At 37.8% G+C, this 17,115-nt stretch carries 10 protein-coding genes; 8 read left to right on the plus strand and 2 right to left on the minus strand.

What is annotated here, in order from left to right:
* The first annotated feature begins 211 nt into the window (after positions 1 to 211).
* Together ACFIQE_RS00570 and rlmN are read left to right on the plus strand one after the other, a co-directional pair.
* Positions 212 to 715, plus strand: coding sequence for an invasion associated locus B family protein (locus tag ACFIQE_RS00570; RefSeq protein WP_375611465.1), 504 nt, complete (start codon positions 212 to 214; stop codon positions 713 to 715).
* A gap of 41 nt (positions 716 to 756) precedes the next feature.
* A complete protein-coding gene (rlmN, locus tag ACFIQE_RS00575; RefSeq protein ID WP_375639804.1) occupies positions 757 to 1,983 on the plus strand; it encodes a 23S rRNA (adenine(2503)-C(2))-methyltransferase RlmN in 1,227 nt (408 codons plus the stop codon).
* A 789-nt stretch (positions 1,984 to 2,772) separates the two neighbouring features.
* Here the strand turns inward: rlmN and ACFIQE_RS00580 are convergent.
* Positions 2,773 to 3,414, minus strand: a complete 642-nt coding sequence (locus ACFIQE_RS00580) for a LysE family translocator (RefSeq protein WP_375612781.1) — start codon at positions 3,412 to 3,414, stop codon at positions 2,773 to 2,775.
* 170 nt (positions 3,415 to 3,584) lie between these two features.
* Here ACFIQE_RS00580 and ACFIQE_RS00585 point away from each other — a divergent pair, with 170 nt between their 5' ends.
* The 6 genes from ACFIQE_RS00585 (at position 3,585) to trxA (ending at position 15,915) form a co-directional block, all read left to right on the plus strand.
* Positions 3,585 to 4,820, plus strand: a complete 1,236-nt coding sequence (locus tag ACFIQE_RS00585; RefSeq protein WP_375673667.1) for an argininosuccinate synthase — start codon at positions 3,585 to 3,587, stop codon at positions 4,818 to 4,820.
* A gap of 373 nt (positions 4,821 to 5,193) precedes the next feature.
* Entirely contained in the window at positions 5,194 to 6,855 is a 1,662-nt protein-coding gene (locus ACFIQE_RS00590) for a lysine--tRNA ligase (protein ID WP_375673669.1), read from the plus strand.
* The gene (locus ACFIQE_RS00595) at positions 6,855 to 8,429 is read left to right on the plus strand and encodes a peptide chain release factor 3 (RefSeq protein WP_375639794.1); all 1,575 of its coding nucleotides are present in this window, start codon (positions 6,855 to 6,857) and stop codon (positions 8,427 to 8,429) included. The genes ACFIQE_RS00590 and ACFIQE_RS00595 overlap by 1 nt, the downstream gene beginning before the upstream one ends.
* Positions 8,430 to 8,815: 386 nt before the next feature.
* Positions 8,816 to 11,935 (plus strand): double-strand break repair protein AddB, encoded by a 3,120-nt coding sequence (gene addB / locus ACFIQE_RS00600; protein WP_375707186.1) that lies wholly within the window; start codon positions 8,816 to 8,818, stop codon positions 11,933 to 11,935.
* 2 nt (positions 11,936 to 11,937) lie between these two features.
* Positions 11,938 to 15,414 (plus strand): double-strand break repair helicase AddA, encoded by a 3,477-nt coding sequence (gene addA, locus ACFIQE_RS00605; RefSeq protein ID WP_375639785.1) that lies wholly within the window; start codon positions 11,938 to 11,940, stop codon positions 15,412 to 15,414.
* 177 nt (positions 15,415 to 15,591) lie between these two features.
* Complete coding sequence (gene trxA, locus ACFIQE_RS00610; protein ID WP_273790200.1) at positions 15,592 to 15,915, plus strand: thioredoxin; 324 nt, start codon at positions 15,592 to 15,594, stop codon at positions 15,913 to 15,915.
* Between the two features lie 678 nt (positions 15,916 to 16,593).
* On the opposite strand, the gene tsaE is transcribed toward trxA, so the two are convergent.
* On the minus strand, positions 16,594 to 17,064 hold the full coding sequence (gene tsaE / locus ACFIQE_RS00615; protein ID WP_375612787.1) for a tRNA (adenosine(37)-N6)-threonylcarbamoyltransferase complex ATPase subunit type 1 TsaE: 471 nt from the start codon (positions 17,062 to 17,064) through the stop codon (positions 16,594 to 16,596).
* Positions 17,065 to 17,115: the final 51 nt, after the last annotated feature.

Genomic DNA, 17,115 nt, shown 5'->3' on the forward strand with positions numbered 1-17,115 from the left:
TATTTTTTAATGTGGTTATTGAATAAGAAGTTTATGTTTTGGTAACGATTAAAAGGTCACAATGAAACGTAGAAATCTATTTTGATTAGTGTGAAAATATTTCGCTTATTGAAGGAATTAGGACAATAACACATGAATATCGAGGAGTTTTTGTTGAATTTTTCCAATGAAGAAAATCTTGTTAGAGACTAAAGAAGTGAGCTAAATGAAGATGTTTGAAAAGACTGTTATTGCTGCATCTGTAATGGTTCTTGTTACAGCGGGAGTGGCATATGCACAAACGCCAAGCCGTTTAAATCAATTTGAAGCGTGGGGAGCCTATTCTTATAAATCGCCCAAAAATACGATTTGCTATGTGTTATCGGTACCTTTGAAGGCTCTTCCAACGACAGTTAATCATGGTGATAATTTTTTCTTGGTTACCAAGCGTTCTCATTCACCTATTTCGTTTGAACCGCAGTTTATGGCTGGTTATACCCTTCAAGAAGGGTCGAGAGTGACAGTGACCATTGGAGGTAAGGACTTTGATTTTTTCACGAAAGATTCCTCAGCTTGGCTGGCGTCATCAGAGCTAGAAAAGCAGCTTGTTTCTGCTATGCGTGCTGGAAGCAATATGACAGTGCAAGCGATATCAAAACGAGGAACGCATACCACTTATACTTATTCCTTAAAAGGGGTCACTGCTGCATTAAATGCAGCTCAAAAGTGCCATTAAGGTTTCGATAACTCTAAAATAGTGATGTGAATTGGAAAGCAATGGCCATTTCCTATGACCTTAGACCAGTTGGTTCATGTTTTGCACGAAAAACAGATAATGTGGTCGTGAAGGAGAGTTCTAAGCTCTCTTTAATTGGTTTGTCGCAAGATGAAATGATGCAAGCTTTAAAGACAGTTGGTGTACCAGAGCATCAAACGCGTATGCGTGTGCGTCAGCTTTGGCATTGGCTTTATGTGCGTGGTGTTTCAAATTTTGATGATATGCTGAATATTTCTAAAGCAATGCAAGAAACACTTAAGTGTCATTTCTCCATTGCGCGCCCAGAAATTGTTGGAGAACAAATATCAAAAGATGGTACGCGTAAATGGCTCTTACGTTTTCCTGCACGTGGAGCTGGAAGGCCTGTTGAAATTGAAACGGTTTATATCCCTGAAGAAGGACGTGGTACTTTATGTCTTTCATCGCAAGTAGGGTGTACGTTAACCTGCTCTTTTTGTCATACGGGAACGCAGATACTTGTTCGTAATCTGACCGCAGAAGAAATTTTGGCACAATTATTGGTTGCACGTGATTGTTTGGGTGATTTTCCTGATAAGAATACCCCTGATGGAGCAATTGTTCCCATTGAAGGACGAAAAATTACCAATATTGTTATGATGGGAATGGGAGAACCTCTTTATAATTTTGAAGCTGTTAAAAAAGCTTTATTGATTGCCTCTGATGGCGATGGACTTTCTTTATCAAAACGTCGAATTACGCTTTCAACTAGTGGAGTTGTTCCTGGAATTATCCGAACTGGAGAAGAAATTGGTGTTATGTTAGCAATTTCACTCCACGCAGTACACGATACACTAAGGGATATGCTTGTTCCCATTAATAAAAAATATCCGCTTGCTTTACTAATGGAGGCTTGCCGTAATTATCCTGGTCTTTCCAATGCAAAACGAATCACATTTGAATATGTTATGCTGAAAGATATCAATGATAGTTTAGATGATGCTAAGCGATTGATTCAGTTATTGAAAGGGATTCCTTCTAAGATTAATTTAATCCCTTTTAATCCGTGGCCAGGGAGTAATTATCAGTGTTCTGATTGGGAGAAAATCGAGCGTTTTGCTGATGTTGTTAATCAAGCGGGCTATGCTTCTCCTATTCGGATACCGCGTGGACGCGATATTTTAGCTGCATGTGGACAGCTTAAATCAGCTTCAGAGCGCTTACGTAAATCTGAACGTTTACGACTTGAAAATGCCATTGGTCATTAGGTAACGCAATTTTCAGCGATATCGAGGCCTATACTTTTTTGTTTGTAATTTAATATCCAAACTTCATGCGATGGCATATGTGAGACAGAGATTAAGATGGATAAGTGCTAGACGAACAGTTTCAGCGTTTATATGCTAAATGGGGTAAGAGATTGTCTATAGTCTGTTTACATAATCTCTGAAATAAGAAGGAAACCTAATTTAGAGGGAATATGAGGTCTTAAGGATTATAACTAATTTCTACCTTATTATCATACTCGTTAATTCGGTTTTATGTCTTTTAAAAGCATCTACGGTAATATCTTTTAAAAAGTGGAGATTGTGCACTGCCTCATGCTTTTGTTTATTATTTTCTTAAATAAGATCACGCATCACAAGCAAAACAGAGGATCTAAAATATAAATACCATTGAGTTATCCATTGATATGTTTTTTAAGTATCTCTTAGTACACTCTTCATATCACGATAATGCTTGTGAGGAGTATAACAAAAAGCTTCTGTGAATGTATTGTACTCCTACACCTTTATGTTTAATAAAGGTGTAAATTGGTACCACCATTCTATTTTTCAGCTCCCAATGTTGTAACAGCTTTTAGTACTTGAGATGGTTTATAAGAGGTGTTTTTATTCTTTTCTTAGATAGTTTTTATCCATACGAAAACTCCAGCTTCTCTTGTGATGTACAAAGGAAAGGTATTGTTTTATCCAAAACAAACAGGTTTGAAATGAAAAAATCTTATAATATTTGTTTTTTTATTTAAATTAAAAGCGATACATTACACGTATAAATCAATGTTTTGTAACCACAAGGAGATGGAGGGCAAAGCTGGTAAAAGTACCAGCAATAAGCCAGTCGAGAAAGCGAATATAAAGAGGGTTCTTTTTGAGAGTTTTGGTAAGTTTATGCGCTGTAAAAACGATTGCAATTGTAATGGGGAAAGAAATAGGGATATAAGAGAGTCCTAAAAAGAGCAATTTTTGTGTTGCCATAGGATCATTCGCATTGATAAATTGTGGTAAGAATGTCGCGTTAAAGAGTATAACTTTAGGATTGAGAAGATTAATCCCAATACCAGCAAGATAGTTACGTTTAGCGCTTTGAGATTTAGAAGATGTCTGTTCAAAGGAAAAAGTGGGGTTTCTCCGTAAAGCTTGAAAGGAAAACCATAAAAGATAAAAGGCGCCAACAATTTTCAGAAGAACAAAAGTATGTGGGGCAGCAAAAATAAGCGCTGATAAGCCAAGTGCTACAGCCGTAACCTGAATGGCAAACCCTGTTGCACTACCCAAGGCGCACATAATTCCAGCTTTTTTGCTTTGTGTAATGGTTCGTCCTACAGAAAGCATCATATCTGGTCCTGGAATAAGTGCTAAAATCAACGATGCTAAAGCAAATTGTACAACAATAGACCACTCCGGTAGAAATGACACGTAAATCTCCTTTTATTTTTAAGCAGTGTTTACTATTTATACTTTGAGGCGCCTTTATTTACGCTTTTTGCGTCTTTTTAATGTTGCTTAAAAAGAATTTATTTTTATATTTCTTACATCGTTTTGATTTTTGGGTAGAAATAAAAAAGTAGCTCATATAGAACGTTAAAATGAAAAAGTGGCAAAATATTAGAAAAGTTGTTTTGGCTTATTCAGGTGGATTGGATACGTCAATTATTCTTAAATGGTTGCAAAGTGCGCGAGGTGTTGAAGTTGTAACTTTTACAGCAGATTTGGGGCAGGGAGAAGAGCTAGAACTTGCTCGTCGTAAAGCTGAAATGCTAGGTGTTAAAGAGATCTACATTGAAGATTTGCGCGAAGAGTTTGTGCGTGATTTTGTGTTTCCGATGTTTCGAGCCAATACCGTTTATGAGGGGACTTATCTTTTAGGAACATCAATTGCACGTCCACTTATTTCAAAACGCCTTATTGAAATTGCTGAGGAAACAGGGGCAGATGCCATTGCTCATGGAGCAACAGGAAAAGGCAATGATCAGGTACGCTTTGAGCTTTCCGCTTATGCGCTTAATCCTGATATAAAGATTATTGCTCCATGGCGTGATTGGGATTTTAAGAGTCGGACAGATCTCTTTGAATTTGCTCGTATTCATCAAATTCCTGTAGAAAAGGATAAGCAAGGTGAAGCGCCTTTTTCAGTGGATGCAAATTTATTGCATTCTTCATCAGAAGGAAAGATTTTAGAAGATCCAGCACTTCCTGCTCCTGAATATGTCCATATGCGTACTCTTTCGCCGGAAGATGCTCCAGATCAAGCAACCAGAATTACTCTTGGCTTTAAAAAAGGCGATGCTGTTTCAATCAATGGAAAAAATTTATCTCCTGCAACTTTACTTGCAGAATTAAATCATTATGGGCGCGATAATGGTATTGGTCGGTTAGATTTGGTAGAAAATCGCTTTGTGGGTATGAAATCGCGGGGTATTTATGAAACACCAGGTGGAACCATTCTTTTGACGGCTCACAGAGCAATAGAATCTTTAACGTTAGATCGTGGTGCAGCGCATTTGAAAGATGAATTGATGCCACGTTATGCAGAACTCATTTATTATGGATTTTGGTTTTCGCCGGAACGTAAGATGTTGCAGGCAGCGATTGATTTATCTCAAGAACATGTTGAAGGTGAAGTCACGTTAAAGCTTTATAAGGGGAATGTAATTATTGAAGGGCGCCAAAGTAAAAAATCACTTTATTCCAGTGAGTTGGTAACTTTCGAGGATGATCAAGGTGTTTATGATCAAAGAGATGCAACTGGTTTTATTAAATTAAATGCCCTACGTTTATGTACATTAGCAAGGCGTCATCAAGTTGATAAAGAAAAGAAATAGAAAGTTACGGTGACAAGTGTAATGTGGATTAATGCTTTTGTATGAAATGCCTAGTTTAAGCATTTTTCTGTTGGTTTTTACCGTTCTTTCGTTCAATACTAGAAGCTTATCTTCTGCGCTAATAAATATAATAAGCAAAACCCATGATAATAATAGCAATGGAGGCTTCGATAATCAAAACAAGTCAATTTTGCTTTATAATATTGAATGTTTTTGATTTTTATCAGAACAAAATATGTTTATAACGAGGGCGGTTTTTGTATAGTGACTTAAGAGTATAAAGAAATTTTCATCTTTTTGCTTGCTATTATTGACGAATAAATTCAAGAACCATACACCCTATTTTAAAAGAGTGTAATTTTTAGGATAAATAATGATGCGTGATCAGTGTGATACCCTCAACCTTACGCCTGAATTAAAAGATGCAGCTTCTCAATCGAGAACTTGGCCATTTGAAGAAGCACGTAAGATTATCAAACGGTATGAAAAAACGGGTTATCCAGACAGTGTGATATTTGAAACAGGTTATGGCCCTTCTGGTTTACCGCATATTGGAACTTTTGGGGAAGTTGCACGTACAACCATGGTGCGTCATGCATTTCATATTCTCACGGAGAATAAAGTAAAAACAAAATTACTTTGTTTTTCTGATGATATGGATGGTTTGCGCAAGGTTCCTGAGAATGTGCCTGATCGCGAGAGGATGGAACATTATCTTGGTCAACCGTTGAGCCGTGTACCCGACCCTTTTGGAGATGATTATCCTTCTTTTGGAGCGGCAAATAATGCGCGGTTACGGGCTTTCCTTGATCGTTTTGGTTTTGATTATGAATTTGCAAGTGCTACGGATTATTACAATTCCGGTCGTTTTGATGAAACACTTTTGAAAATCCTTGCCTGTTATGACAAGGTTATGGCAATTATTTTACCAACATTAGGTGAAGAACGGCAAGCGACCTATTCACTCTTTCTACCGATTTCTCCCTTTTCTGGAAAAGTATTACAGGTACCGATGATTGCGCGTAATGTTGAAAAAGGGACTGTCACTTATATTGAACCTGAAACAGGAGAAACCATAGAAACAGAGGTTACGGGGGGCAAAGTTAAGTGTCAGTGGAAGGTAGATTGGGCAATGCGTTGGACAGCACTTAGCATTGATTATGAAATGGCCGGAAAAGACCTTATCGATTCCACAAATCTTTCTTCTAAAATTTGTAAAGTATTAGGTGGAACCCCCCCAGAAGGATTCAACTATGAGCTCTTTTTAGATGAGAAAGGGCAGAAAATTTCCAAATCCAAGGGAAATGGCTTAACCATTGATGAATGGCTTACTTATGCCCCAACAGAGAGTTTAGGGCTTTATATGTTTTCAAAACCTAAAACAGCAAAAAGGCTTTATTTTGATGTTATTCCTAAAGCTGTAGATGAATATTATGCTCATCTTTCTGCTTATGGTCGTCAAAAATGGCAAGAACGGCTCAGTAATCCTGTATGGCATATTCATAATGGTTGTCCACCGCAGGTTGATTTGCCTGTATCCTTTGCGATGCTTTTAAATTTGGTAAGTGCTTCAAATGCGGAGAATGCAGAAGTTCTTTGGGGTTTTATTTCTCGTTACGCTAAAGAAGCAAATGCACAAACTTATCCAGAACTTGATCAATTGGTGAAGTTTGCCATTAAATATTTTGATGTTTTTGTTAAACCAAACAAGAAATTTCGTATACCAGATGATAGCGAACGAGCAACATTAGCACAAATTGATGAAAAATTAGCTCATTTACCTGAAACTGTTGATGGCAACATATTACAAAATATGCTTCTTGATGTTGCACGATTAACGGAACGCTATCAAGATCATAGCAAAAAAAGCCCTGAAGGTGGGCCTGGTGTTTCTAATGGTTTTTTTCAAATGTTGTATGAAGTCCTTCTTGGACAAGAGCGAGGTCCACGATGGGGATCATTTATAGCGCTTTATGGGATTAATGAAATGCGTGCACTGATTGCTGAAACACTTGCACGTCCTGTGGAGGAATAATGGAACGAAGAGTGCAGGAAGTAAAGCGACGCCGTACATTTGCAATTATTGCTCACCCAGATGCGGGGAAAACAACATTAACAGAAAAGCTTTTATTGTTTGGTGGTGCTATTCAACTTGCAGGAGAAGTAAAAGCCAAAAAAGATCGTATTCAAACCCGTTCTGATTGGATGAATATTGAGCGTGATCGTGGTATTTCCGTTGTGACTTCGGTGATGACGTTTGAATATGAAAATCATATTTTTAATCTCCTAGATACCCCAGGCCATGAAGATTTTTCAGACGATACCTATCGCACACTCACAGCTGTTGATAGTGCTGTTATGGTGTTGGATGGGGCCCGCGGGATTGAGCCTAGAACATTAAAATTGTTTGAAGTGTGTCGGATGCGGGATATTCCTATTGTTACTTTTATCAATAAAATGGATCGTGAGGCACGTGATCCTATAGAGCTTTTAGATGAAATTGAAGAAAAGCTTGCTCTTGATACCGCCCCCATAACATGGCCCATTGGGTCGGGTAAAGATTTTGTCGGGACCTATGACCTTCATCATAACCGTTTTCGCCAAAAAGATGATGAGATAACACAGCGGATCGTTTCAAATCCCAGTGAGGTTGTCCATTTACTCCCTGAATATCAACGTTCCACTTTTATTGAAGGGGTAGAACTTGCTCAAAGTGTTTGCAAGAATTTTGATCTTCAAGCTTTCCGTGAAGGTCATATGACTCCGGTTTATTTTGGTTCAGCTTTACGAAATTTTGGTGTTCGTGATTTGATCAATGCACTTATTGATTTTGGTCAAAGTCCTCGTGATCAAAGTGCAGATCAGCGCAATATCATAGCAACTGAACCTAAAATGACGGGATTTGTTTTTAAAATTCAAGCGAATATGGATCCTAATCATCGTGATCGTATTGCATTTTTTCGGGTATGCTCGGGAACACTTGAACGTGGTATGAAAACAAAGTTGGTCCGAACAGGAAAACCGATGACACTTTCGGCTCCACAATTTTTCTTTGCGCGTTCGCGCCAAATTGCTGATCAAGCCTATGCTGGTGATATCGTAGGAATCCCTAATCATGGAACATTGCGTATCGGCGATACTTTGACTGAAGGAGAAGATATCCTCTTTAAGGGAGTACCAAATTTTGCACCAGAGATTTTGCGTCGTGTTTGTTTGGGCGATCCAATGAAAGCAAAAAAGCTCAAAGAAGCTTTGCAACAAATGGCTGAAGAAGGGGTTGTGCAATTGTTTATTCCTGATGATGGGTCGCCTTCTCTCATTGGTGTTATTGGTGCTTTGCAAATTGATGTTTTAAAAGAGCGATTAAAAATAGAATATTCTTTGCCAGTGAATTTTGAGTTTGCACGCTTTAATTTATGCCGTTGGATTTCAGCGCAGAGCAAAGATGAGTTGCAAAAGTTTCTCAGCAATCACCGCTCTGCTATTGCGTATGATTTAGAAGGTGATCCAGTTTTTTTAGCGGAGAACCATTTTTCATTAAATTATGAAGCAGAAAGAGCTCCTAAGATAAAATTTTCTACTTTTAAAGATTATCAAGTAAGCTTTTAATGTAAAGAAGAATTTTTTATGTAACAATTTGGTTGATAATGATTTTTCATATTGAGTTGGGGATCTGAATATTGTTATTTTTTCTGAAAACAAAAGGAGTATGTAAAGAACACTTTCAGATTGCACTGTATAAAGAATACGGTAAATTTATTTTATAATATTCAATAAGTTATAATATATTTGTAATTGTAACGTCTTTTAAAATTTTGATATATTTTTTCACAATAGCTTAAGACAAGGTCATATATTTCAGTATTTTGAATGTCAGCTAAAAATCTCCTGTATAAATAGAGCTTTTCAGTTTTTTCTTGTATGAAAATTGTATACAGTCAAAATAAAGCAAATAATCAATAAGATGAAATTTGTTATTCCCAATATGAGATCATATGACTTATAAACCACGTGTCTTTTCTATATCTTCTGGAATGGCTTTTTTGCCTCACTTTGTTGAGGCACTGCTCTCCGGTACCCTTATTGATAATTTCGCTCCCAATGGAGACATTCAAACTGCCCTTGCCGATAGCCTTATTTATGTTCCGACACGTCGTGCTGCTCGCGCTTTACGTTTAGCCTTTGTTGAAAGAAGCGATACACAATCAACTTTCTTACCAACCATTCGTGCTCTAGGAGATGTCGATGAAGACAGTTTCCTTTTTGTTGAAAATCATAGCAGCACTCTGAATCCACCCATTGGAAAAAGTGAACGCTTACTGCTTTTAGCGCGCCTTATTCGCCCATGGCGTGAAAATTTACCTGCGCATCTGCGTGCCATGTTTGGTACAGAAGGTGTACTTATTCCGGCTCATAGTGCTGATGCAATTTGGCTTGCTCAGGATTTAGCGCATTTGATGGACGAAATTGAAACAGAAGGAGCAGATTGGTCGAAACTTAAAGATATTGCACCTGATATGGTCGCTGAATGGTGGCAAATAACGCTCGACTTTCTGACTATTGTTACGCAAAATTGGCCACAAATCTTGACCGAAAGGCAACGAAGCAATCCCGCGGAATGGCGTAATCAAGCACTCACAATGCATGCAGAGACTTTGCGATGCACGCAGCCTGATAAACCTATCATTGCTGCTGGTGTGTCAGGTTCTATGCCCGCAGTTTCTCATCTTTTAAAGGTTATAGCTTCTCTGCCCAAAGGGGCTGTTGTTCTTCCTGGCCTTGATCTTCATATGGATGAAGAACAATGGAATGCACTAAGCACAAGCAATAAAGAAAAAACAGCTTGTGATTTTTTTGATCCTGCAGAAAATGTTTTTAGCCATCCTCAATATCATTTAAAAAAACTTCTAACTCTCATGGAGTGTCAACGTCATCATGTTTGCGAAATTGGCCAACAAAGTATAACAAAGAAAAAACGAATGGCTCTTTTATCAGAAGCACTCCGACCTGCTTCTACAACAGATAAATGGATACAAATTGTCCGTGATGATTATGAAAATCTTTGTGCAGATTGGTCATTTATTGAAGCTATAAATGAACGTGAAGAAGCTCTCGCTATAGCTGTTACCTTACGCAAAGCTATTGAAAAACCCAAAAAAACTGCAGCCCTTATTACAAATGACCGTAATTTAGCACGCCGTGTTGCCGTGGAATTACAGCGATTTGGAATTGAAGCAAATGATTCAGGCGGAATACCACTTGCACAAACATTGCCTGTAACTCTCTTACGACTTATCTTAGAAAATGTATTGCAACCTGATGATCCCATTGCTTTTCTTTCTCTTCTTAAACATCCCCTTACAACACTCCAACAAAATCGTCATCGTTTACGGGAAATGGCAGAAAATTTTGAACTTTTTGTTCTTCGAGGGAATACAGGGCGCATCAATCTTTGCGAGTGTGATCAATTTCTTGAAAAATGGATTGATACATCCTTTCATAATAGTTCTGAAATCGACACCCTTGATCAGCAGAAATGTGAAGAAGCACGTCTCCTTTGTCATCTTTTGAGGACAGCTGTTGAACCTTTAACATCTCTTATGAAACAAGAGAAAGAATGCACCATCAATGAGGCTGCAATAGCAACTGTTGAGGTTTTTGAAAATTTTGGTCGCAATGAGGATAATTCTCTTGCACATCTTTATCAACACGAAGCAGGACAAGCCCTATCAAAGTTTCTACGTGAATTGGTCAGTGATCAATCAGGATTAACATTTCATCTTTGCGAATGGCCTGCTATGTTTTCTGCCATAATAGCAACTCGTTCCGTCGCACCTTCGCCTGGAGGACATCCACGTTTATTCATCTGGGGTACTTTGGAATCGCGTTTGCAAACGGTTGATACAGTGGTCATCGGCGGTCTTAATGAAGGGTCATGGCCAATATCAACCCGAAATGATGCTTTTTTATCGCGACCGATGAAAATGATGTTAACTCTGGAACCACCAGAGCAGCGTATTGGTCTTTCTGCGCATGATTTTCAATGGGCGATGGGAATGGATAAAGTGGTGATGAGTCGCGCATTGCGCGTTAATCATACGCCTTCCATTCCATCACGCTGGCTACAACGCATGGAAACAGTTGTAGGAAAACAGGTTTGGGAACAAATCCGTGAACGAGGTGAAATACTACGCCATTGGGCAAAGATGCTTGATCATACAAGCATAACTTCTGAGGTGGAACGTCCTTGCCCTTCTCCACCTCTTGATATACGCCCGCGCCATTTTTCAGTCACTGAAATAGAAACATTGCGATATGATCCCTATGCTATTTATGCCAAAAAAATCTTAAGGCTCAAACCACTTAAAGAACTTATTCATGATCCTAGCGCTTCAGAACGTGGAACACTTTATCACGCTATTCTTGCAGCTTTTTGCACACAAATGAAAAATCTAAATGCTGCAAATGCACTCAATGTACTGCTTGCTATTGGGCGTAAAGAGTTTGATAAATTCAACTTTCCACCCGATATTGAAGTAATTTGGTGGAATAGTTTTGAAAATCTTGCTCCACGCTTTATTCAATGGGAACAAAGTTTAGGACTGCGAGAGCGATATTCGGAAGTGGTATCACAAAAAATCCCTATAGGAACAACAGGGGTAACCCTTTCAGGACGTGCTGATCGTCTTGATGTTTTGCCAGATAAAACGGTTGAAATTCTAGATTTCAAAACCGGAACGCCTCCTTTATCAAAACAAGTTCGTGAATTATTATTTCCGCAATTGGCTTTAGAAACAGCTTTACTCATACAAGGGGGCTTCCCAGATTTTCAAGATTTTACACCCTCAAATTTATTTTACATTCCCCTTAACAAAAAAGGTGAAATTAAATCCCAATCAATTCTTTTAAAGAAAAAAGACGGAAAAACTTATCTAAGTGCTGTTGATCTTGCTGAAAATGCATGGGAAAATCTTATCGCACTCATAACTTATTATCAAAATCCACAACAAGGCTATCTCTCACATGCTGTCCCCATGTCAAAACGATATGAAGGTGACTACGACCATTTGGCTCGGTTGTGGGAATGGTCAAGTGGTTTTCATAAAGAAGAGTAATCATGACGTTTTTTTCTATTCCTGAAGCCGCTCTTGATGCACAAGCAACAGCAACACATCCCCAAAAAAACGTGTGGGTTTCTGCAAATGCTGGATCTGGAAAAACCCACGTTTTAAGTGAACGTGTTATCCGTTTGCTTTTAAACGGTACGCCTCCAGCACGTATTTTATGCCTTACTTATACAAGAGCTGCTGCTGCTGTTATGCAATCACGAATTTTTCGCACGCTTTCTAGTTGGAATGAGCTCGATGATGCACAGCTGCAAGAAACCTTAACACGGTTTGAAAAAAAACCTGTTAATGCGCAAAAACTAACTTATGCAAGGCAACTCTTTGCGCGTGCCCTCGAAACGCCTGGTGGCTTAAAAATTCAAACGATTCATGCTTTTTGTGAAGCTCTCTTACATCAATTTATGTTAGAAGCCAATATTGCAGGGCATTTTGAACTTCCCGATGATATCGGTCGAAAAAAATTACAACAAGAATCCCGTCGCGAACTTTTAGCCCGTCGTGATGTACAACCTGCTTTGCAACAGTTACTTCAAGTTATTAGCGAACATACTTTTAATCAATTGCTCTATGAGGCAGTTGAAAAGCAACATAAATTGTCTGATTTTTTATCTTCTCTTTTATCTGAAAATGGAGAAGAAAAATTGCGCGCGCTTTTTAACTTAGCGCCCAATGAAACAAATCAATATCTTCTGGAACAAATTAAACAAACAGCGCGCCTTCCTCTTTATGCTCTTAAGCATTGTGAAACCAATGGTAATCAAAGCTTTAAGGATATGGTGGCAAAACTTTCCCAATTAGAAAAGGTGCATGATCAGACAAATATTCTCAATATTATTTCTGATATTTATTTTACAACAAAAGGTGAGCCGCGTAATTTTTCACATTTATTTCATAAAAAATCAGATGAAATTTGGCCTTTTATTCAACAAATGCTTGAAGATAAACAAAACAAGCTTTCTGTTCTTTTAGAAAAATATCAATGCGCAAAGGTTGCCACCCTCAATATGGCTGCTTTTCAGCTCTGTACTATTTATCTCAAAATTTATAAGAATCTAAAAAAGTCCAATGGCTTCTTAGACTTTGATGACCTTATTGAGCGTACACTTCATTTGTTACAGCGCAAAGGTGCAAGCCAATGGGTGCACTATAAACTTGATCAGGGACTTGATCATATTCTACTTGATGAAGCACAAGACACCAACCCTGAGCAATGGCAAATTATTCAACTGTTGGCACAGGAATTTTTTTCAGGGTATAGCCAACGAACAAACATACGGACTCTTTTTGCTGTTGGAGATGAAAAGCAATCTATTTATTCTTTTCAAGGCGCTGCTCCAGAAAATTTTGCTGCAAATGGACGAATTATTCAAAAAAAAGTGCAGCAAACAAATCAGCAATTTGAAAAAATACAACTGCATTATTCTTTTCGCTCTACAGCAGATGTTCTTAAAAGCGTTGATCTTGTTTTTGAAACACCAGAAAACTATAAAGGACTTTCGGCAGAAAATACAAAAACGGTGCATGAAGCTATCCGTGTTCACAGTCCCGGTGAAGTTGTTATATGGGATGCCATTTCAAAAGAAACGAGTGAGTTTCCTCAAGATTGGCATGCAACTGTTAATCATTTAGATACACCTGAAGTCCGTTTAGCAGAAAAAATTGCTGAAACGATTGCTGACTGGTTACAAAAAGGCGAAATGCTTCCAGCAAAAGGACGCTTAATACGTGCAAGTGATATTATGATCTTGGTCCGTAAACGTGATCAATTTGTCTCAGCTCTTTCTCGTGCTCTTAAACACCGTAATATTCCCGTAGCAGGGGCTGATCGTTTACAGCTTACCAAACATATTAGTATCCGTGATTTAATGGCGCTTGCGCGTTTTGTTTTACAGCCACAAGATGATCTTTCTCTTGCTTGTGTTTTAAAAAGCCCACTTTTTGCTCTTAGTGAAGAGGAACTCTATCAGCTTGCCGCACACCGCACCGGCTCTCTTTGGCAAAGTCTGTGTGCGCATACATCATCGCAGGTATCTTTTAAAGATGCTTTTGAAAAGCTAAACCATTATCGCGCTTTAGTGGATAAAATACCAGTTTTCGAGTTTTATAGCCATATTTTGAATAATGATAAGGGACGGCAAAAAATTCTATCCCGTTTAGGATCTGAAGCAAATGATGTGCTCGATGCTTTTATGGATTATACGCTCACTATTCAAAAAACAGGATTACCAGGATTACAAGCTTTTTTAGAAACATTAAGTGCAAGCGAACCAGAAATTAAACGTGAATTTGAACAAAGTAATGAAGAAATTCGCATTATGACTGTTCATGCTGCAAAAGGACTAGAGGCTGCTGTTGTGTTTTTAGTCGATCCTGGCAGTGCGATTTGGCATCCTCAGCATGCGCCTCACTTGCTTAAAGTTCCTTTAAACAATGCACAATGGAACGGAAAACAAGCCTTTATTTGGCATCCCAATGAAAAGTTTAATACAAAACTCTCTAAACAAGCAATTTCATATTTAAAAGAGCGTGCAGAAGAAGAATATAGGCGTCTTCTTTATGTAGGAATGACACGTGCTGAAGATCGCTTGTTTATTTGTGGGTATAAAGGTCCGAAAACGCCATCTCATACATGGTTACAACTCGTAAAAAAAGCCCTCGAACCGCATGCCCTTGCTATAAAAGATTCTTCGGAAGATATTGCAGCTTGGCGTTATTGCATTACACCTGCTTCTTCTGCTTCTATAAACTCAAAAGTTCCTTCCGCTGAATGCCAAACCTTACCACCTTTGCCTGCTTTTTTCTCCCATAAAATACCAGAAGAACCAGTGCTACCAAAACCGTTAAAACCGTCAGTGGCGAGCCTTTCCATTGAAGCTGATACAGAGCTGTCCTCAAGTCCAAAACAGCTTACCACTTCACCTGTTTTAGGAGCCATGAACACAAACAGAGCTTTTTCCATTGAATATGGTAATCTCGTTCACCGATTGTTACAGTATTTGCCCGATTGTCCCCCACAAAAACGTCGAGATTATGCTCGAAACTATCTCAATATCAAAGCCTCTCATTGGCATGAGAGCCAAAGAGAAGATGCTCTTTGCCATATTTGGAAAATATTAGATCATGTTTACCTCAAGCCCCTTTTCTCTGAGCATTCACGTGCTGAGGTCTCCTTAATGGGTATTGTGAAAATTCGTGGAAAAGAACAAGCAATCTCTGGTCAAATTGACCGTCTCTACATCACGCAAAACAGTGTTATCTTTGCAGATTTTAAAACAGGAACCCCGCCAGAAAATGAAGCTGCTATTGCTTCCCATCATTGGTTGCAAATGGCTCTTTATCGAAAATTATTGCAAGCTATTCATCCCGATAAAGATATACAGGCTCTGCTTATCTACAGTAAAGAAGCCAAAATTTTTAAACTTCCTCCAGAAAAACTTGAGGCATTTCTTAGTGAAGTTGCCTTATAAGCTACTCTTTTCCTTGCAAAGCATTTTTACATTTTATTTACTTTCATAAAATCGCTCAAACAAACACAACGCACAATCTCTGGTGTAAAAAAGTCCTTTAATAATTTATCTTTGCAATAACTTGATATGAATTGTTATTATACCAATCTATAAAAGGTGAATATAAAGGATAAATCAATGACGTGTATAAAAGTTGATAAGGACAATTTCGAAAGTGAAGTTCTAACTTCTTCCACCCCTGTTGTGGTTGATTTTTGGGCAGAATGGTGTGGCCCTTGCAAAGTGATTGCTCCAATGTTGGATGAGATTTCAATAGAAATGCAAAATCAAGTTAAAATTGCTAAGGTAAATATTGATGAAAATCCGGAACTGGCTACCCAATACGGAGTACGTTCTATCCCTACATTATTAATGTTTAAAAATGGAAATATTTCATCGAATATGGTTGGCGCTACCTCTAAAGGACGTCTTTCTGAATGGATAAAAGATGGGCTTAGTTAATTCCACATATAATCACTCTAAAGGAGAGAAGTTTTGTCTCTCCTTTTGACTTTTTTAAAATATTCTTTTTTGCATTATATTATAATGAAAAGACAATAAAAATCAAAATTGTAAATGAATTTAAGAATTCGTGCTTTTATGCATGATTCAATTGACCATTTTTATAAAAAATTGCTTTGTATGAAGAATATAGGCAATTCTTTCCTTATAGGCGCGTTAAAAATATTGGGTGAATGATAATTTCATAAAGGTATTTCTTCTTAGATAAGATTATTGAGATAGATAGTGCTTTCAACACATAAAGGGAGATTTTAAGCAAAAACTTTGCAAATTACTTTTCTAAAGCTCACAACTTTTAAGCAGAAAGAAACAAGCAATTCACTACAGGTTATATAATGCTCTTCTAAAGGGTTATCACTTCAATTTAAAATTCTCTTATACTATTCTCTAGAATCAAAATTGTAGGTATCAGATTCTCTAAAATAAATTGATGAATTCCTATAAATTAACGGCTGTCCTTTGCAATTTATGTCATTGTTATATGAAAGAGTCAGCATTTCGTTTCATCTTCCATGGTTGGTGCCTCCATGAAGCCTTCTTTATGTTGTCCATCATCTCAGATTTCATAGGTAGTACTGAGGTATTATCAAATTAAAAAATGATGATGTTCATGTTTTTTTAAAATGTACGAATTGTAAAAGACTGTTGCAAACATTCAATGGAATGTTGCGCTGATCTAACTGTTACATGACGCCCATGTTCTTTATAGTGTAAGGTGAGTGCAAAAGTGGCGAGCTCTAAAAGAGCTGTATTTCTTTCTGGCCATTCAACAAGTAAAATATTTTTCTCACGAGCTTCATGAAGCCCTAATTCATCAATTTCTTCTGCCATAGAAAGGCGATAAAGATCAGCATGAATAATTTCAAACTTTGGAAGTTGATAGCTTTGCACAAGAGTAAAAGTAGGGCTTGGAACATCCATAGTGTTATCGTTCGCAAGTGTTTGAATGATTGTACGTGCAATGGTTGATTTTCCAGTTCCAAGATCTCCTTGCAGCGTTACAAGATCTCCTGGCTTTAAAGAAAGAGCTAAATTTTGTGCAAAAAGCTTTGTTGCCTCTTCATTTTCAAGAAAAAAACTAAAATTCATTAAAAGTTCCATGAAATGGATGAAAAATTTTTGTTATCATAAAGGTTAAAA

The organism is Bartonella sp. AA1HLJMS, from assembly GCF_042197445.1.
In the GTDB taxonomy this organism is placed as follows: Bacteria; Pseudomonadota; Alphaproteobacteria; order Rhizobiales; family Rhizobiaceae; genus Bartonella.